The sequence below is a fragment of the Streptomyces sp. NPDC102258 genome, assembly GCF_055584685.1.
Window position 1 is genome coordinate 25,662 of record NZ_JBVJLO010000014.1, and the last position, 17,263, is coordinate 42,924.

15 protein-coding genes are annotated in these 17,263 nt (G+C 71.9%); 7 read left to right on the plus strand and 8 right to left on the minus strand.

The genetic code is table 11. The features are described 5' to 3' along the window. Nucleotides 1–14: 14 nt before the first annotated feature. On the plus strand, nucleotides 15–722 hold the full coding sequence (fomD, locus tag ACZ6ZT_RS22765; RefSeq protein WP_469721617.1) for a cytidylyl-2-hydroxypropylphosphonate hydrolase: 708 nt from the start codon (nucleotides 15–17) through the stop codon (nucleotides 720–722). A 254-nt stretch (nucleotides 723–976) separates the two neighbouring features. Beyond that, nucleotides 977–3,199 carry a SpoIIE family protein phosphatase gene (locus tag ACZ6ZT_RS22770; protein ID WP_469721619.1) on the plus strand — a complete coding sequence of 741 codons (2,223 nt, stop codon included), beginning with the start codon at nucleotides 977–979 and terminating at the stop codon, nucleotides 3,197–3,199. A gap of 76 nt (nucleotides 3,200–3,275) precedes the next feature. Here ACZ6ZT_RS22770 and ACZ6ZT_RS22775 read toward each other — a convergent pair whose 3' ends face one another. Continuing rightward, entirely contained in the window at nucleotides 3,276–5,549 is a 2,274-nt protein-coding gene (locus ACZ6ZT_RS22775; RefSeq protein ID WP_469721620.1) for a transglycosylase domain-containing protein, read from the minus strand. Between the two features lie 243 nt (nucleotides 5,550–5,792). On the opposite strand from ACZ6ZT_RS22775, the gene ACZ6ZT_RS22780 reads away from it, so the two are divergent. Beyond that, nucleotides 5,793–6,704 (plus strand): SPFH domain-containing protein, encoded by a 912-nt coding sequence (locus ACZ6ZT_RS22780; RefSeq protein WP_469721622.1) that lies wholly within the window; start codon nucleotides 5,793–5,795, stop codon nucleotides 6,702–6,704. Further along, nucleotides 6,701–6,964 (plus strand): type II toxin-antitoxin system antitoxin, encoded by a 264-nt coding sequence (locus ACZ6ZT_RS22785; protein WP_469721623.1) that lies wholly within the window; start codon nucleotides 6,701–6,703, stop codon nucleotides 6,962–6,964. Before ACZ6ZT_RS22780 ends, ACZ6ZT_RS22785 begins: the two co-directional genes overlap by 4 nt. 63 nt (nucleotides 6,965–7,027) lie before the next feature. Here ACZ6ZT_RS22785 and ACZ6ZT_RS22790 read toward each other — a convergent pair whose 3' ends face one another. Beyond that, nucleotides 7,028–7,978, minus strand: coding sequence for a hydrogen peroxide-inducible genes activator (locus ACZ6ZT_RS22790; protein ID WP_469721625.1), 951 nt, complete (start codon nucleotides 7,976–7,978; stop codon nucleotides 7,028–7,030). Between the two features lie 159 nt (nucleotides 7,979–8,137). On the opposite strand from ACZ6ZT_RS22790, the gene ACZ6ZT_RS22795 reads away from it, so the two are divergent. Both ACZ6ZT_RS22795 and ACZ6ZT_RS22800 read left to right on the plus strand, forming a co-directional pair. Beyond that, complete coding sequence (locus tag ACZ6ZT_RS22795; protein ID WP_469721627.1) at nucleotides 8,138–8,692, plus strand: peroxiredoxin; 555 nt, start codon at nucleotides 8,138–8,140, stop codon at nucleotides 8,690–8,692. 3 nt (nucleotides 8,693–8,695) lie between these two features. Then, on the plus strand, nucleotides 8,696–9,235 hold the full coding sequence (locus tag ACZ6ZT_RS22800; RefSeq protein ID WP_469721628.1) for an alkyl hydroperoxide reductase: 540 nt from the start codon (nucleotides 8,696–8,698) through the stop codon (nucleotides 9,233–9,235). A 210-nt stretch (nucleotides 9,236–9,445) separates the two neighbouring features. Here the strand turns inward: ACZ6ZT_RS22800 and ACZ6ZT_RS22805 are convergent, their stop codons facing one another. The 5 genes from ACZ6ZT_RS22805 to ACZ6ZT_RS22825 all read right to left on the minus strand — a co-directional run bounded on the left by ACZ6ZT_RS22805 (nucleotide 9,446) and on the right by ACZ6ZT_RS22825 (nucleotide 15,158). After that, a complete protein-coding gene (locus tag ACZ6ZT_RS22805) occupies nucleotides 9,446–10,126 on the minus strand; it encodes a hypothetical protein (RefSeq protein ID WP_469721629.1) in 681 nt (226 codons plus the stop codon). Then, nucleotides 10,110–11,447, minus strand: a complete 1,338-nt coding sequence (locus tag ACZ6ZT_RS22810) for an AI-2E family transporter (RefSeq protein ID WP_469721631.1) — start codon at nucleotides 11,445–11,447, stop codon at nucleotides 10,110–10,112. The genes ACZ6ZT_RS22805 and ACZ6ZT_RS22810 overlap by 17 nt, the downstream gene beginning before the upstream one ends. A gap of 121 nt (nucleotides 11,448–11,568) precedes the next feature. Continuing rightward, nucleotides 11,569–12,291: an aggregation-promoting factor C-terminal-like domain-containing protein gene (locus ACZ6ZT_RS22815; RefSeq protein ID WP_469721633.1), complete on the minus strand. Its 723-nt coding sequence runs from the start codon at nucleotides 12,289–12,291 to the stop codon at nucleotides 11,569–11,571. Nucleotides 12,292–12,752: 461 nt separating this feature from the next. Further along, complete coding sequence (locus tag ACZ6ZT_RS22820) at nucleotides 12,753–14,069, minus strand: PhoH family protein (protein ID WP_469721634.1); 1,317 nt, start codon at nucleotides 14,067–14,069, stop codon at nucleotides 12,753–12,755. A gap of 327 nt (nucleotides 14,070–14,396) precedes the next feature. Beyond that, nucleotides 14,397–15,158 carry an isoprenyl transferase gene (locus ACZ6ZT_RS22825; RefSeq protein WP_469721635.1) on the minus strand — a complete coding sequence of 254 codons (762 nt, stop codon included), beginning with the start codon at nucleotides 15,156–15,158 and terminating at the stop codon, nucleotides 14,397–14,399. Nucleotides 15,159–15,285: 127 nt separating this feature from the next. On the opposite strand from ACZ6ZT_RS22825, the gene mgrA reads away from it, so the two are divergent. Further along, a complete protein-coding gene (mgrA, locus tag ACZ6ZT_RS22830; RefSeq protein WP_469721637.1) occupies nucleotides 15,286–16,323 on the plus strand; it encodes an L-glyceraldehyde 3-phosphate reductase in 1,038 nt (345 codons plus the stop codon). A gap of 131 nt (nucleotides 16,324–16,454) precedes the next feature. On the opposite strand, the gene ACZ6ZT_RS22835 is transcribed toward mgrA, so the two are convergent. Next, a complete protein-coding gene (locus ACZ6ZT_RS22835; protein WP_469721638.1) occupies nucleotides 16,455–17,171 on the minus strand; it encodes a prepilin peptidase in 717 nt (238 codons plus the stop codon). Nucleotides 17,172–17,263 lie beyond the last annotated feature (92 nt).

The following is a 17,263-nucleotide window of genomic DNA, read 5'->3' on the forward strand; positions in this document are numbered from 1 at the left end:
CCTAAGATCTGCGCATGACAGGTACCCACAGGTCCGGGAGCGGTGCGGGGCCGGACCGCGCCGACGGTGCGCACTGGGCGCCCGGGGACCGGATCCTCTGGCGCTACCGCGACCACGCGCCGGGCCTCAAGGGCCAGGTGCACATCGCCCGCCCGGTCACCGTGGTGCGCGACACCGACGAGCTGCTCGCCGTGTGGATGGCCCCCGGCACCGAATGCGTCAAGCCGGTGCTCGCCGATGGCACTCCCGTGCACGAGGAACCGCTCGCCACCCGCTACACCGCGCCGCGGACCACCGTACGGTCGCGCTGGTTCGGGGCGGGCGTGCTGAAGCTGGCCCGGCCCGGGGAGCCGTGGTCGGTCTGGCTGTTCTGGGAGCACGGCTGGCGCTTCAAGAACTGGTACGTGAACCTGGAGGAGCCACGCTCGCGCTGGTCCGGCGGAGTGGATTCCGTGGACCACTTCCTCGACATCTCCGTGCATCCGGACCGCAGCTGGAGCTGGCGCGACGAGGACGAGTTCGACCAGGCCCGGCGGATCGGGCTGCTGGACGCCGGCCAGGCGCGCGGGGTCGAGGCGGCCGGGCGCGCGGCGGTCGCGCTGATCGAGGCCTGGGGGCCGCCGTTCCGCGACGGCTGGCAGGACTGGCGGCCCGATCCGGCCTGGCCGGTTCCGGCCCTGCCGGAGGACTGGGACCGCACCCCGGCGCATATGACCTCATGAGACCCTTGATGCGCCCCCGGGGTTCAAACGTAGGATCGTCCTCCGCTGGTCGCGCGCCGGAGCCCCTCGGGTCTCCGTAGCCGCAAATGACCTGTGGCGGGCGGGACTTGACCGGAGGTCGGCGCCGAGCGAGAGAGGTAACGAGCGGGACGCGGAACCCGGGGGTGATGGTGCCTCCGCCGCTGAGCGGGTATACCGCGACTGACCGAGTTGAGTGCAGCGCACATCGAGCGCAGACGGACGGAATTCCACGCGTGACGGAGTACCCCACCTCCCAGGAGGGCCCGCAGCCCGCCGTCGCCCCCGGCGGAGGTACGGACGAGCCCGGCCACGGCAAGGCCCCCATCGCGGCCGCCGAGGCCGTGCGCACGCATGCGCAGAATCCGCCCGCCGACCTCCCGCGCCCCCGCGCGGCCGCCGCGGGCGGCGGACCGCAGGGTGCCCGGAGCTCCGGACACGGCGCGGCGGACCCCGGCCCGCCCGGGGCGCACATCCGCGACGGTGAGGCCGCGCGCAACGCCGGCCGGCGCGATGACACCGGCGGCGACGGCCCGCTCCCGTCCGCCCCGGCGGCCGGCCCGCCCGCCGGCTCCGGCCTGCCCGTCGCGCAGCCCCTCGCCGCCGGCGGCGTCCTCGTACCGGGCCCTGGCGCGGGCGGCGCGGGCGCTCCCGGCGAGGTGGGCGTGGCCCGCCGCGAGGGCGACCGGCTGCGCTTCGTCGGCGCCGCCACCCGGCGGATCGCGCGCGGCATCGACCTCGACGAGATCGTGCTGGGCCTGTGCCGGGCGACCGTGCCGACCTTCTCCGACGCCATCCTCGTCTACCTGCGCGACCCGCTGCCCGTCGGCGACGAGCGGCCCGTCGGACCGGTCGTGCTGAGGCTGCGGCGCACCGACCGGCTCCGGCCGATCGACGACCTGGCCCTGGGCGAGAGCGGCGAGGGCGCCGCGGCCACGGGCACCACCGGGGCCACGGGAGCCACCACAGCCGCGGGCGAGCTCGACTTCAGCCAGCTCCCGCTGGTCGGCCCGCAGGGCGACCTGCCCGCCGCCGAGTTGTGCGAGATCCGCCCCGGCGGGGCCCTCGCCGAGGTGCTGCGCGGCGTACGCCCCGTCTTCGGCTCGGCCGCCGGGGCCCGCGACGCGCTCCCCGAGCTGCTGGGGGACGACCACCCGGTACCGCGCGGCCAGCGAGCCATCCTGGCACCGCTGCGGGGCCGCCGGCGCGTGATCGGCGCGGCCGTGTTCCTGCGCACCCCCGACCGGGACGCCTTCGAGCAGAACGACCTGCTCGTCGCCGCCCAGCTGGCCACGCACACCGCGCTCGGCATCGACAAGGCCGTGCTCTACGGCCGCGAGGCCTACATCGCCGACGAGTTGCAGCGCACGATGCTGCCCGACAGCCTCCCCCAGCCCACCGGGGTACGGCTCGCCTCCCGCTACCTGCCCGCCGCCGAGACGGCCCGGGTGGGCGGTGACTGGTACGACGCCATACCGCTGCCCGGCAGCCGGGTCGCGCTGGTCGTCGGCGACGTCATGGGGCACTCCATGACCTCCGCCGCGATCATGGGACAGCTGCGCACCACCGCGCAGACCCTGGCGCAGCTCGACCTGCCCCCGGCGGAGGTGCTGCACCACCTGGACGAGCAGGCGCAGCGCCTCGGCTCCGACCGCATGGCCACCTGCCTGTACGCCGTCTACGACCCCGTCTCGCACCGGATCACCATCGCCAACGCCGGCCACCCGCCGCCCGTGCTGCTGCACCTGGGCGGGCGCGCCGAGGTCCTGCGCGTCCCGCCGGGCGCGCCCATCGGCGTCGGCGGCGTCGACTTCGAGGCCGTGGAGCTGGACGCCCCCGCCGGGGCCACCCTGCTGCTGTACACGGACGGGCTGGTGGAGTCCCGGCTGCGGGACGTGTGGACCGGCATCGAACAGCTGCGGGAGCGCCTGGCGACCACCGCGCAGCTGACCGGGCTGGACCACTCGCCGCCGCTGGAGGCCCTGTGCGACGACGTGCTGGACATGCTGGGCCCCGGTGACCGGGACGACGACATCGCCCTGCTCGCGGCCCGCTTCGAGGGGATCGCGCCCAGCGACGTCGCGTACTGGTTCCTGGACCCGGAGGAGACCGCCCCGGGCCGGGCCCGCCGCTTCGCCCGGCGCGCGCTGGCCCGCTGGGGGCTGGAGGAGCTGAGCGACTCGCTGGAGCTGCTGGTCAGCGAGGTGGTCACCAATGCCGTGCGGTACGCGGAGCGGCCCGTGACCCTGCGGCTGCTGCGGACCGACGTGCTGCGCTGCGAGGTCGGCGACGACTCCCCGCAGCTGCCGCGCCAGCGCCGGGCCCGGGAGACCGACGAGGGCGGGCGCGGCCTGTTCCTGGTGAACCGGCTGGCGCGCCGCTGGGGCGCCACCCGGCTGAGCAGCGGCAAGGTCGTCTGGTTCGAGCTCGCGCTGCCGGGGGCGCCCGACCGCCGCTGACGGCCCCGGCCCCGAACGCACCACCGCCCCGCGGCGTGATCGCCGCGGGGCGGTGCTGTGTGTACGGGCCCCCCGCCTACAGGTGCGGGAAGTCCGGCCGGTCCGGCGGCGTCGGGTCCTTCGTCGGCGGAGTCGGGTCCTTCGTCGGCGGCGTGGGGTTCTTCGTCGTCGGGGTCGGGTTCTTCGTCGGCGGGGTCGGGTCCGGCTTGCCGGAGCTGGCCGAGGGGTCCGGGGTGCCCGAGGGGCGGGTTCCGGAGCTGGTCGGCGACGGGGTGATGCTCTGGGTCGCCGTCGGGGACGGGGAGCGGGTCGGCGTCGGCGGCGTGCCCATCTCGGCGTCCGAGAGGTCGAACTGGCCGGTGCTCTGGCCCTTCAGCGCGGCCAGGGTGTACGCGTGCCAGATCTGCGCGGGGAAGCTGGAACCGCCCGCGCGGCCCTTGCCGGCCGTACCGGTCAGGGTGACCTGCTTGTGCGTGGTGGGGTCCTCGCCGAACATCGCGACGACGGTGACCAGTTCCGGCGTGTAGCCGGTGAACCAGGCGGCCACGTTGGACTCGGTGGTGCCGGTCTTGCCCGCGGCCTCGTAGGCGGAGTCGCGGACGGCCTTGCCGGAACCGTCCTCGACCACGCCGGCGAGGACCTTGGTGACGGTGTCGGCGGTCGTGGACGTCAGGACCTGGGACCCGACCGGGCTGACCGCCTTGAACGTCGCCTCCGCGTGCTCGGCGCTCTTCACGATGGTCGGGGTGACCTTCTTGCCGTGGTGGCCGAAGGTGGCGTAGACCCCGGCCATCTCGACGGTGTTGGCGCTCATCGTGCCGAGCGACATGGCGGGCCTGTCGGCCGGCCAGCCCTCGCGGTCCGTCATGCCGAGGGAGAGCGCGGTCGACTTCACCTTCTCCGGCTTGGCGTCCACGATCATCTGCGCGTACACGGAGTTCACGGAGGAGTTGGTGGCCTCCTGGACCGTGAGCATCGGGTCGCCGTAGTTGATGTCGTCCTGGTTCTGCGGGGCGAAGGCGGTCGCGCTGCCGACGACGGGGCGCTTGCTGGTGCCGTCGTAGAGGGCGTTCGGGGTGATCGGGCGGCCGTCCTGGGTCTTCGCGCCCGTCTCCAGGGCGGTGGCCAGTACGACCGGCTTGAAGGTCGAGCCCGGCTGGTAGTCCGTGCGCAGGGCGTTGCTCTCGGCCTTCTCCGCTAGGCCCACGCCGCCGTACATCGCGACGATCGCGCCGGTCTTGGCGTCCACGGAGGTGGCGCCGGCCTGGACGCTCTGGTCCTGGGGGCGGTCCTTGACGTTCTTGCGTTCGAGCTTGGACTCCAGCTCGTCCTGGACCGCCTTCTCCAGCGCGGCCTGCTTCTTCTTGTCGATGTTGAGCGTGATGTTCCAGCCGCCGGCGGTGATGTCGGCGTCCTTGATGTTCTGCCTGCTCAGCTCCTGCTTGGCGGCCTGGACGAGGTAGCCCTTCTGGCCGTCCATGCCCGGCAGCGGCTTGGGCTTGATGGGCTCCTGGAACTTCAGGGTGTCGCGCTTGGCCTTGTCCAGCTTGCCCATCTCGACCATGTTGTCGAGGACGGCGTTGAAGCGGATCATGACCAGCCGCTTGCCGTTGGGGCCGGCGGTCGCCCAGTCGTACTGGCTGGGGGCCTGGATGACGGCGGCGAGGTAGGCGGCCTGCTCCAGGGTGAGCTTCTCGGCGTCGACGCCGTAGTAGGCCTGGGCGGCGGCCTGGATGCCGTAGGCGTTGCGGCCGTAGAAGTTGGTGTTGAGGTACCCGGCGAGGATCTCGTTCTTCTGCATGCTCCGGTCGACCTTGACCGAGATCACCAGCTCGCGGAGCTTGCGGGTCGCCGACTGGTCCTGCGTGAGGTAGTAGTTCTTGACGTACTGCTGGGTGATGGTCGAGCCGCCGGCCGTGCCGCGGCCGGTGGCCGTGTTGAAGAGGCCGCGGGCCACACCGATCAGGTCGACGCCGCTGTCCTTGTAGAAGGACTTGTTCTCGATGGCGATGAACGCGGTGCGGACGTCCTCGGGGATCTTCTCGATCGGGAGGATCTCACGGTTCATCGCGCCCGTGCGGGCCATGATCGAGCCGTCGGCGTACCGGTAGGTGTTGCTCTGGAGCGTGGCGTTCTTGTTCGGGTCCGGCGGGTCCACCGAGAAGTAGAGGATCACCGCTCCGAGGATCAGGAGCAGGGCGCCTCCGAGGAAGGTCCCCAGGATCGTCTTCCAGTTGAGGAAGCGGCGTATGCCGCTGCGCTTCTTCCCGGTCGACTTGCCCGCACGCCCGCGTGGCGCTTTTCGCGCACCGCGCTGCTGCTGCGCCCGTCGCGCCTCTGCTCGGCCCATCGCTCCCGCTCCGCTCGATTACCCCCCCGACGTCAGCTCAGAAAACTAACACCGCAGGCTGTGACAAAGGTTGGCTAACCCTGATCAATACCGGTCAATTCGGACGTGAGAATCAGCACCCACGCCAAGGGAACCGACGCCCATGAGACCCGATGGGTTGCGGTTAACGCAAAAAGTGATATCACTTTGCTAGGCGCTCCGGTCGACCGCGACCAGACGTCCCACACCAAACGGGGGTAATCCATGACAACGCCAGTGGACAGGCAGCCGGACGGCGTACGGGAGTTCCCGGCGCGCAGCGTCGGGGGCGGACCGGCCCTGCTGCTGGGGCTCGCGGGCATCGCGGCCGGCGCGGCTCTGATCGCCGTGGGCGCGGTGTCCTCCTCGGCGGGGGTCAAGACGGCGCTGATCGCCCTCGGCGTCCTGCTCTCCCTCGTCTCGCTGATCGGGCTGTGCGGACTGAACACGGTCGCGCCGGGCGAGGCCCGCGTGGTCCAGCTCTTCGGCCGCTACCGGGGCACGATCCGCACGGACGGACTGCGCTGGGTGAACCCGCTGACCTCCCGCGAGAAGATCTCCACCCGCGTGCGCAACCACGAGACGGCCGTCCTGAAGGTCAACGACGCGTACGGCAACCCGATCGAACTGGCGGCGGTCGTGGTCTGGCGGGTCTCCGACACCGCACGCGCGGTGTTCGACGTGGAGGACTTCACGGAGTTCGTGGAGACGCAGACCGAGACGGCCGTGCGGCACATCGCGATCGAGTACCCCTACGACGCCCACGAGGAGGGCGGCCTCTCGCTGCGCGGCAACGCCGAGGAGATCACCGAGGAGCTCGCGGTGGAACTCGCCAGCCGGGTCGAGAAGGCGGGCGTGCAGATCATCGAGTCCCGGTTCACGCATCTCGCGTACGCTCCGGAGATCGCCTCCGCGATGCTCCAGCGCCAGCAGGCGGGCGCGGTCGTGGCGGCCCGCAAGCAGATCGTCGAAGGTGCGGTGGGCATGGTGGAGCTGGCCCTGACCCGACTGGCGGAGGAGGACATCGTGGACCTGGACCCGGAGCGCAAGGCCTCCATGGTCTCCAACCTGATGGTGGTCCTCTGCGGCGACCGCGCGGCCCAGCCGGTCATCAACACGGGCACCCTCTACCAGTGAGCCCCGGCGGCGAGGACGCGGGCACCGACCGGGCGGCGGCCGGCCGGCCGGCCCGACAGGCGCGCAAGCAGGTGCTGCTGCGACTGGATCCCCAGGTGTACGACGCCCTCGCCCGCTGGGCCGGCGAGGACCTGCGCAGCGCCAACGCGCAGATCGAGTTCCTGCTGCGCCGGGCCCTGTCGGAGACGGGCCGCCTCCCGGGCGGCGCCGCCCCCATCCCGCCGCGCGGCCGCCCGCGCGGCGCCCGCCAGGACCCCTGACCGGACGCCCGGACCCGCGACCGGACGCCCGGCCCAGCGACCGGGCCCTTCAGCCGCGCCGGCCTAGTCGGTCGGCCACACCGGGAGCGGGCGTACGGCCTCGCGCAGGGCGGCGGCGATGGCCCGGAACTCCTGCGCCCGCGCCGTCCCGGTCCGCATGGCCAGGGCGATCCGCCGCGAGGGGGCCGGCTCGGCGAAGTACCCGGTGGCGAGGTACTCGTTGCGGGCGGTCTCCAGACGCAGCGCGGTGCGCGGCAGCAGTGTCACCCCGAGCCCCCCGGCCACCAGCTGGACCAGCGTGGAGAGCCCGGCGGCGGTGGTGGTGACGTCCGCCCCGGCGCCGCGGCCGGCCTCCCGGCAGATGTCCAGGGCCTGGTCGCGCAGGCAGTGCCCCTCGTCGAGCAACAGCAGTTGCAGGCCGCGCAGTTCGTCGCGCGGGATGTCCCGGCGCCCGGCCAGCGGGTGCTCGCGGGGGGCCAGGAGTACGAAGTCCTCGTCGAAGACCGGCAGTTCGGTGACCCCGGGCATCCCCAGCGGCACGGCGAGCAGCAGCAGGTCCAGGCGCCCGCCGGAGAGCCCCTCCAGCAGCGAGGCCGTCTGCTCCTCGTGCACCTGGAGGTCCATGCGCGGGTAGCGCCGGTGGAAGAGCCCGAGCACGGTCGGCAGCAGGTACGGGGCCACGGTGGGGATCACCCCGAGCCGCAGCATCCCGGTGAAGGGGGCCCGTACCGCCTCGGCCTCCTCCAGCAGCCCGCCCATCGCGTCGAGCACGCCCCGCGCCCGGACGGCGATCCGCTCGCCCGCCGGGGAGAGCAGCACCTTGCGGGTGGTGCGCTCCAGCAACTGCACGCCGAGCGCCTCCTCCAGCGCCGAGACGGCCCCCGAGAGCGCGGGCTGGCTCATGCCGATCGCCGCGGCGGCGTCGCGGAAGTGCAGGTGCTCCGCGACGGCCGCGAAGGCCCGCAGCTGCGCCAGCGTCGGCTGCTTGGCCTGCCTCGGCTGCTTCGCCTGCATCGGTCCTCTATTACCGACAGCCACTGATAGGTACCTCCGATCACCCTGAACCAGAGTAGCTATTTCCGTAATCAATGCAGCTGTGCCAGCATGTGAGATCCGTCCAACACCCGAGGAAAGCCCCCAAAAGGGTCACTTTCCGGTTTGCAAGGAGAGCACGTGCTCACTGTCGGTGACAAGTTCCCCAGCTACGATCTGACCGCTTGCGTCTCGCTCGAAGCCGGCAGCGAGTTCGCCCAGATCGACCACAAGGCCTACGAGGGCAAGTGGCGCGTGGTGTTCTTCTGGCCGAAGGACTTCACGTTCGTCTGCCCGACCGAGATCGCCGCCTTCGGCAAGCTGAACGACGAGTTCCTCGACCGTGACGCCCAGATCCTCGGCGTCTCCGGCGACTCCGAGTTCGTCCACCACGCCTGGCGCAAGGACCACGCCGACCTGCGTGACCTGCCCTTCCCGATGCTGGCCGACTCCAAGCACGAGCTCATGCAGGCCTGTGGCGTGCAGGGCGAGGACGGCTTCGCGCAGCGCGCCGTCTTCATCGTCGACCAGAACAACGAGATCCAGTTCTCGATGGTGACCGCCGGTTCCGTGGGCCGTAACCCCAAGGAGGTCCTGCGGGTCCTCGACGCCCTGCAGACCGACGAGCTGTGCCCCTGCAACTGGACCAAGGGCGAGGACACCCTGGACGCGGGCTCCCTGCTGGCCGGTGAGTGACGCATGTCCCTCGACTCCCTGAAGTCCGCGGTCCCGGACTTCGCCAAGGACCTGAAGCTGAACCTCGGCTCGGTCATCGGCAACCAGGACAAGCTCTCGCAGCAGCAGCTGTGGGGCACCGTCCTGTCCTGCGCGATCGCCGCCCGCTCCCCGCGCGTCCTGCGTGAGCTGGAGCCGGAGGCCAAGGCGAACCTGTCGCCGGAGGCGTACGCCGCTGCGAAGTCCGCGGCCGCGATCATGGCGATGAACAACGTCTTCTACCGCACCCGTCACCTGCTCTCCGACCCGGAGTACGGCACGCTGCGCGCGGGCCTGCGGATGAACGTCATCGGCAACCCGGGCGTGGAGAAGGTCGACTTCGAGCTGTGGTCGCTCGCGGTCTCGGCCGTCAACGGCTGCGGCCAGTGCCTGGACTCGCACGAGCAGGTCCTGCGCAAGGCCGGCGTCGACCGCGAGACGGTCCAGGAGGCCTTCAAGATCGCTTCGGTGATCCAGGCCGTCGCCGTCACCCTCGACGCCGAAGCGGTCCTGGCCGCCGAGTAGTCCCCGTACGGATGACGGACCTCAGGGCCCCCGCAGCCTCACCGGCCGCGGGGGCCCTGCCCGTTCAGTGCGCGGCCGGGCGGTTCCCGTACGCGACCCGACCGTTCACGGGGTGCGCGGCGCCGCTCACGGCTGACGCAGCGTTGTTCACGCCTGACGCAGGGTTGTTCACGACTTGCGCAGCGTCGTTGAGGGCTTGCGCGCCTCCGTTCACGGCGTACGCAGCCGGCCCATCAGCGTCCGCATGTCCTCGATCATGGCCGCCGCGACGGCGTCCTCGTCCCAGGGCTCGCCGCCGAAGGACTGCACGCTCAGCGTGAAGACCGCCCCGCCGTCGAGCACCCGCAGCTGGGGCGCCACCACGTGCCGGGTGAACAGCGCCCGTTCTCCGAGCCCGGGCACCTCCTGCACCTCGGCGGCGCCGCCCGCGCGCAGCTCCGGGTCCATCCCGGCGTCCGCCCCGAACTCCGGCTCCGGGTCGTCGCGGCGGTGCAGCTCGACCATCAGCCGGCCCTGGACGGAGCCGGCCCGGTCGCTCCACTCCGTGCCGGTCCCGCAGTACGACCAGTCCAGCGCGGGACTCTCGGCATGTGAGGGGTGGCCGGAGTCGAAGGTGCCGACGAGCTTGCCGAGCGTGTTCAGCGGCGCCTCCCGGCAGAGGTTCTCGGCCTGCCGGTACGCAACCGGGGGCGCGGCCTCGCCGAAACGTTCCTGCACCGCCAGCGCCCCGGCCCACACCGCGGAAGCCGCCACCGCCCCGCCCAGCGCCCACCACCACGGCGCCCGCGCGCCCCGCCCGCCGGCCTGCGCCCGCGGGGCGGGCTCCGCGTCCCCCGCGAGGTCCGCGGGCCGCCCGGCCCACTCCCCTTCGAGCTCAGGCTCGCTGATCATCCCCGGCCTCCGGCCCGTCCTCCGGGTCGGCGACCGTCAGTGCGCTGGCCCCGTGCGGCGCGGGGCCGCTCCCGACGGGACCGCCGGGGTGCAGTTCGCGGGCGTGCGCCCGCAGGTAGCCGACCACCGTGTTGGTGACGGCGACCAGCGGCACCGCCACCACCGCGCCGCCGATGCCGGCGATCATCCCGCCGGCCGCCACCGACAGCACCACCGCGAGCGGGTGGACCCGTACCGCACGGCCCAGGATGAAGGGCTGGAGGACGTGCCCCTCGATCTGCTGCACCGCGAGCACCACCACGAGCACCATCAGCGCGGTGAACGGCCCCTGCGTCACCAGCGCCACCACCACCGCGAGGGCGCCCGAGACGACGGCGCCGACCAGCGGGATGAAGGCGAACAGGAAGATGAACACGGCCAGCGGGACGGCCATCGGCACGTCGAGGAAGTACAGCCCGAGGCCGATGAAGACGGCGTCGATGAGCGCGACGAGCACCGTCCCGCGCACGTACGCGGTCAGCGTCCGCCAGGCACGCGGGCCGGCCCCGGCCAGGCCCGGCCGGGCGGCGGCCGGGACCAGGCCGAGCACCCAGTGCCAGATGCGCTTGCCGTCGTAGAGCAGGAAGAGCGTCGAGAACATCGCGAGCAGCATGCCCGTCAGCACCTCGACGAGGACCGTCACGCCCTGGAGCCCGGCGGAGGTGATCTCCTCGGTGTTGGTGCCGATCGTCTCGCTGAGGTTCTTCGCGATGTCGTTGATCTGCTTCTCGGTCACGTGGAACGGACTGTCCAGTGCCCAGCTCTTGAGTTCGTTGATGCCCTCGCGCAGCCGGTTGGAGAGGTCGTCGAGGTTCTCCATGACCTGCCAGACCACGAACCAGCCGACGAGTCCGATGACGACGAAGCCGAGGATCGCGGTGACGGCGGTGGCCAGCCCGCGCGGCAGCCCGAGCCGGCGCAGCCGCACCACGAAGGGCTGGAGCAGCGCGGTCACCAGCAGCGCGGCGGCGAAGGCGAGGACGACCAGGCGGACTTCGCTGATCACCCTCATCAGCACCCAGAGCATCCCGGCGAGCAGCAGCAGCCGCCAGCTGGCCTCGGCGGCGACCCGCATGCCCCACGGGATGACGCTCACCGGATCGGGCCGGGCGGGCGCGTGCGGCGGGCCGTGCGCCGGTGCGGGGGCGGGGCCGTCGGCGGCGGCCGCGGGCTCCTGCCCGGTGGCCTCGGCCTCGACCTCGGCCCGCCGTTCGTCGAGGCGGGCCTCCATCCGGCTCAGTCTGCTGCCGAGCCGGCCGAGCCAGCCTGCCGTCTTCACCATGTCGTTCCCTTCCCCCGCCGTACGGTCACACCTCGCACGACCGTACACGCGAGGAGCCCCCCACCGTAGGACGGTGCGGGGCTCCCGGAGGTTGAACCGGCACGGGCCGGTTCCCTCGCCGCTAGTACCAGCCGTTGGCCTGGTGGAAGCTCCAGGCGCTGCACGCGCTGCCGTAACGCTCGTTCATGTAGCCCAGGCCCCACTTGATCTGGGTGGCCGGGTTGGTGCGCCAGTCCGAGCCGGCCGAGGCCATCTTGGAACCGGGGAGCGCCTGGACCAGGCCGTAGGCGCCCGAAGAGGAGTTGACCGCCTGGTAGTTCCAGGTGGATTCCTCGTTGATGATGTTGGAGAAGCACTGGAACTGGCCCGAGGGGACGAGCTGCTGCGCGATGGCCTTGACCTGGGCGACCGTGTAGGAGCCCTGGACGGGGAAGTCGCCGGCGTCGCGGGTCGCGGACCGGCTGGCGACCTCTTCCTTCTCGTCCCGCTCCTTCTTGAGCTTGGCGTCGGCCTCGTCCTTCTTGGCCTTCTCCGCCTTCTCGGCGTCGGCCTTCTTGGACTTGGCGTCCTCGGCGGCCTGGATGCGCGCCGCCTCTTCCGCCGAACGCTTCGCGTCGGTGTCGGCGGCGTGGGCGATCGCGTCGGCCTGCTGCGTCAGGGACGCGCTCTGGACCTGCGCCTGCTCGCCGACCGGGATCTCGGTGAGCAGAGTCGCACCGGACGCGGTGGTCTCCAGATCGTTCGAGGAGGCGGGGTCGCCAGTGGCGACGCCGACGACTGCGCCGACGGTGGTGACCGCGGTGGCCGAAGCCACTGCGAACCCCCGGACCGAAATCCGGCTCACACGGTGTCCTTCCAGCAGCGTCCGCAGTGACCGCGCGGGCGCAAGAGTGCCCCTCGACACTGGTCTCCGTGGTGGTGCGGTCACTGGAGACACGGGCCCGTGGGCAACTCCCCTGCGGGGGCTGCCGGGTGAAAACCGGGCGGCATACGGACATCGGCTGTGGAGTTGTGGTGCCGCTCGTATCCCAACGGGAGATACCGGGCCCCCCGGACGAGGTCCGGGAGAGTGTGCCGTATGCGGGGCCTGACGGAAAACAGACTCTGCCGGACCTCGACGCCGCAGGGCAATTCCCCGTTGCGTGGGAAAGGTCACACCTGGTACGTCACCGCTGTTTCCGGCAAACCCCTGTGCAGCACGACGCCGCCCGGCTAGGCTCCTGCGCCTTCGCCGGGCGGCGTCAACTCACCTTCCCGCTATGAGGTTTTTGGTCCCTTTGGGACCCGTTGGGCGATCGGTTCCGATCAGAGCGTTTCGAGCATCTCGGTCACCAGGGCGGCGATCGGGGAGCGCTCGGAGCGCGTCAGGGTGACGTGGGCGAAGAGCGGATGCCCCTTCAGCTTCTCCACGACGGCGACCACTCCGTCGTACCGGCCGACGCGCAGGTTGTCCCGCTGGGCCACGTCGTGGGTGAGGACCACCCGCGAGTTGGCCCCGATCCGGGACAGCACCGTCAGCAGGACGTTGCGCTCCAGCGACTGGGCCTCGTCCACGATCACGAAGGCGTCGTGCAGCGAACGTCCCCGGATGTGGGTGAGCGGCAGGACCTCCAGCATCCCGCGGCCCAGCACCTCCTCGATGACCTCGCGTCCGGCGACCGCCGAGAGGGTGTCGAAGACCGCCTGCGCCCAGGGGCTCATCTTCTCGGCGGCGTCGCCCGGCAGGTAGCCGAGGTCCTGCCCGCCCACCGCGTACAGCGGCCGGAAGACCATCACCTTCTGGTGCTGCCTGCGCTCCAGGACCGCCTCCAGGCCCGCACACAGGGCCAGTGCCGACTTGCCGGTGCCGGCCCGGCCGCCCATCGAGAGGATCCCGATGTCCGGGTCGAGCAGCAGGTCGAGGGCGATGCGCTGCTCGGCGCTGCGGCCGTGCAGCCCGAAGGCCTCCCGGTCGCCCTTGACGAGCCGTACGTTCCCGTCGGCGGTGACCCGGCCGAGGGCCTTGCCCCGTTCGGACTGGATGACCAGTCCGGTGTGCACGGGCAGTTCCGCGGCCTCCGGTACGTAGAGGCGCTCCTCGGAGTAGAGGAGGTCCACCTGCTCCCCGGAGAGGGACAGCTCGCTCATGCCGGTCCAGCCGGCCCCGGTGATCGCGAGCTCCGCGCGGTACTCCTCCGCGAGCAGCCCCACGGAGGAGGCCTTGATGCGCAGGGGGAGGTCCTTCGACACGACCGTGACGTCGTAGCCCTCGGCCTGGAGGTTGCGGGCCACCGCGAGGATCCGCGAGTCGTTGTCCCCCAGCCGGAAGCCGGCGGGCAGGACGCCCGGGTCGGAGTGGTTGAGCTCGACGCGCAGCGTGCCACCGAGATCGCCCAACGGGATGGGGGCGTCGAGGCGACCGTAGCGGACCCGGAAGTCGTCGAGCAGGCGCAGGGCCTGGCGCGCGAAGTAGCCGAGTTCGGGATGGTGCCTCTTTGCCTCCAGCTCGGTGATCACCACGATCGGGAGCACGACCTCGTGCTCGTCGAAGCGGGAGAACGCGTTGGGGTCTGCCAGCAGGACGCTGGTGTCGAGGACATAGGTCCGCCTGTCGGGCAGGCGGCGCTTTGTGCTGGTCACCACGGAAGGACGTACCCCCTCGGAAGAGGTCGGGCCATGAAGACCGGACCGGTCAACGGCACCCATGCCAGGGCCGAATTCCGGCCCTCCAATCCGTCCGTGCGAACCGCACGCGCGTCCTGGTGCAAAGGGCCTCCCGGGCGGACGGCCCTGTGCCGTCCGCTGAGATTCGACGCCCGTGGACCGGGCGTCGACCTGCCAGGGTTATGCCCTCGAACAAGCGCCGCCATGCCTTGGCATATGACGGACGCTCGGTGAATCCCTGGTGAAGGCTTCGCGAGGGGCGCGCGAGGGGACGGAAGGGGGCCGAGGGGGTGTCAGCCGGACGGGTCAGGTGCCGTAGCGCCGGTGCCGGGCGGCGTAGTCGCGCAGCGCCCGGAGGAAGTCGACCTTGCGGAAGGCCGGCCAGAAGACCTCGCAGAAGTAGTACTCGGAGTGCGCGCTCTGCCAGAGCATGAATCCGGACAGCCGCTGCTCACCGCTGGTGCGGATCACCAGGTCGGGGTCGGGCTGGCCGCGGGTGTAGAGGTGCTCGGCGATGTGGTCGATGTCCAGGACCTCGGCGAGCTCCTCGAAGGAGGTGCCCTTCTCGGCGTGCTCCAGGAGCAGCGAGCGGACCGCGTCCGCGATCTCCTGGCGGCCGCCGTAGCCCACGGCCACGTTGACCAGTATCCCGTCGACGTCGTGCGTGGCCTGCTCGGCCTCCTTCAGCACGGTCTGGGTCCGCGTGGGCAGGATGTCCAGGTTGCCGACGTGGTGGACGCGCCAGCGGCCGTCCTCGGCGAGACCCCGGACGGTGTTCTCGATGATGTTGAGCAGCGGCCGCAGCTCGACCTCCGGCCGGTCCAGGTTGTCCGTGGAGAGCATCCACAGGGTGACGACCTCGACGTCCGTCTCGGTGCACCAGCCCAGCATCTCGGAGATCTTGTCGGCGCCGGCCTGGTGGCCCTGCTCCGTGGTGCCTCCGGACGCCTTGGCCCAGCGCCGGTTCCCGTCCAGGATGACGCCGATGTGCTTGGGCGACGCGTCATGGTCGAGGCGGCCTTCCACCCGGCGTGCGTAGAGCCTGTACACCAGGTCGCGCAGCTTCACGATCTTCCAGCCCCTCCGTGCAATGCCCCCGTGCGAATCGCGGTCTCCCCCGACGCCGCCACATTACTGCGCGGCGGGATCCGGTACCCAACTCGGCCGGTCACAAGTCCGTGATAGGGAGGACATCGTGACTGATAACAATCCCTATCGGGCAGAGACCTCGCGCTACGACTCCATGCCGTACCGCCGCACCGGCCACAGCGGCCTCAAGCTTCCGGCCATCTCCCTCGGCCTCTGGCACAACTTCGGTGACGACAAGTCCCTGGAGTCCCAGCGGTCGATCCTGCGCCGCGCCTTCGACCTCGGCGTGACCCACTTCGACCTGGCCAACAACTACGGCCCGCCGCCCGGCTCGGCCGAGCTCAACTTCGGCAAGCTCTTCGCCCAGGACTTCGCGCCGTACCGCGAGGAGCTGGTGCTCTCCACGAAGGCCGGCTACTTCATGCACCCCGGCCCGTACGGCGAATGGGGCAGCCGCAAGTACCTGCTCGGCTCGCTCGACGCCTCGCTGAAGCGGATGGGCGTGGACTACGTCGACATCTTCTACTCGCACCGCTTCGACCCGCACACCCCGCTGGAGGAGACCATGGGCGCGCTGGCGTCCGCGGTCCGGCAGGGCAAGGCGCTGTACGTCGGCGTGTCCTCGTACACCGCCGAGCAGACGGCCGAGGCGGTGCGGATCCTGCGGGAGATGGGCGTACGGCCGCTGATCCACCAGCCCTCGTACTCCATGATCAACCGCTGGACGGAGGAGGACGGGCTGCTGGACACCCTGGAGGAGGCCGGCATGGGCTGCATCTCCTTCGCGCCGCTCGCGCAGGGCCTGCTGACCGGCAAGTACCTCAAGGGCATCCCGGAGGGCTCGCGGGCCAGCCAGGGCAAGTCCCTCGACCCCGGTCTGCTCTCCGACGACGTGCTGCGCCGGCTGGCCGGCCTGAACGAGATCGCCGCCCGGCGCGGGCAGTCGCTGGCGCAGCTGGCGCTGACCTGGGTGCTGCGCGACGAGCGGATGACGTCGGCGCTGGTCGGCGCGTCGAGCGTGAAGCAGCTGGAGGAGAACGTGGCCGCGCTGGCCGGAGCGCCGCTGTCCGCGGAGGAGCTGAAGGAGATCGACTCCTTCGCCGTCTCCACCCCCGGCACCAACATCTGGGCCCAGCGCGACTGACCTGCGCTTTTGGCCGAGGGGGGCGGAAAGCAAAAAACGGGCCGGTCCGTGGGGGGGATACGGACCGGCCCGAGGGGGGGGTTCCACCATAACCCTTCGTAAAGCGTGCTGCGTGCATCGCCGCGAAACGATTACGCTCCGAATCCGCCCAGCAGCACTCCGGTGAGGGCGCCGGCGGCCATGAAGGGGCCGAACGCGAAGCCCGTCGTGCGGGTCGCGCGGCCTCGAAGCAGCAGGCCGAGGCCGTACAGGGCCCCGTAGAGCAGGCCCAGGAAGGCCCCGGCCGCCCATACCCCCCACCCGTACCACCCAAGAGCGACCCCGAGCGGAAGCGCCAGCTTGACGTCGCCGAGGCCCATCCCGGCGGGGTTGACGAGGAACAGCACCAGGTACGCCGCCCCGAGCGCGCCGCCGCCCAGCAGCGCGGCCCGCCAGGACCCGGCGGCGCCCGGCAGCAGCGCGGCCGCGCCGAGGAGCGCGGCGGTGGCGGCGGCCAGCGGCAGGGTCACCACGTCGGGCAGCCGGTGCACCGCGAGGTCGACGAGGGCCAGCAGCACCAGGGCCGGGGCGAGCACGACGTACGCCGCCGCCTCCGGGCGCGGTCCGACGGCGGCGGCGAGGGCCCCGCAGACGGCCCCCGAGGCCGCCCAGACCCCGGCGGGCCCGTAGCGGCGGCCCCGGCAGCGGGCGGGCCCGAACCACCCGGCGAGCGGATGACCCTCGGGACACCGCTCCCGCCACGGCTCCCCCGGCGCCACGGACAGCCGGTACGCGGCGCGCGGCAGCCCGAGCAGCCCGGCGGCGGCGCCGTACGCGACGGCGAGGAGGACGATCACGGCGTGGCCCATCCGCCGAAGGTAGACCCCGCGACCCGGCGCCCGCCGGGGTTCCGGCGGGGCTGCGCCGGGGTTACGGCGGGCCGGGAGCGCGCCCTAGGGTG

Coding starts and splice junctions, on each gene's coding strand:
- fomD (WP_469721617.1), top strand. CDS start 15: ATGACAGGTACCCACAGGTCCGGGAGCGGTGCGGGGCCGGACCGCGCC.
- ACZ6ZT_RS22775 (WP_469721620.1), bottom strand. CDS start 5,549: ATGGGCCGAGCAGAGGCGCGACGGGCGCAGCAGCAGCGCGGTGCGCGA.
- ACZ6ZT_RS22780 (WP_469721622.1), top strand. CDS start 5,793: ATGACAACGCCAGTGGACAGGCAGCCGGACGGCGTACGGGAGTTCCCG.
- ACZ6ZT_RS22790 (WP_469721625.1), bottom strand. CDS start 7,978: ATGCAGGCGAAGCAGCCGAGGCAGGCCAAGCAGCCGACGCTGGCGCAG.
- ACZ6ZT_RS22800 (WP_469721628.1), top strand. CDS start 8,696: ATGTCCCTCGACTCCCTGAAGTCCGCGGTCCCGGACTTCGCCAAGGAC.
- ACZ6ZT_RS22805 (WP_469721629.1), bottom strand. CDS start 10,126: ATGATCAGCGAGCCTGAGCTCGAAGGGGAGTGGGCCGGGCGGCCCGCG.
- ACZ6ZT_RS22810 (WP_469721631.1), bottom strand. CDS start 11,447: ATGGTGAAGACGGCAGGCTGGCTCGGCCGGCTCGGCAGCAGACTGAGC.
- ACZ6ZT_RS22835 (WP_469721638.1), bottom strand. CDS start 17,171: ATGGGCCACGCCGTGATCGTCCTCCTCGCCGTCGCGTACGGCGCCGCC.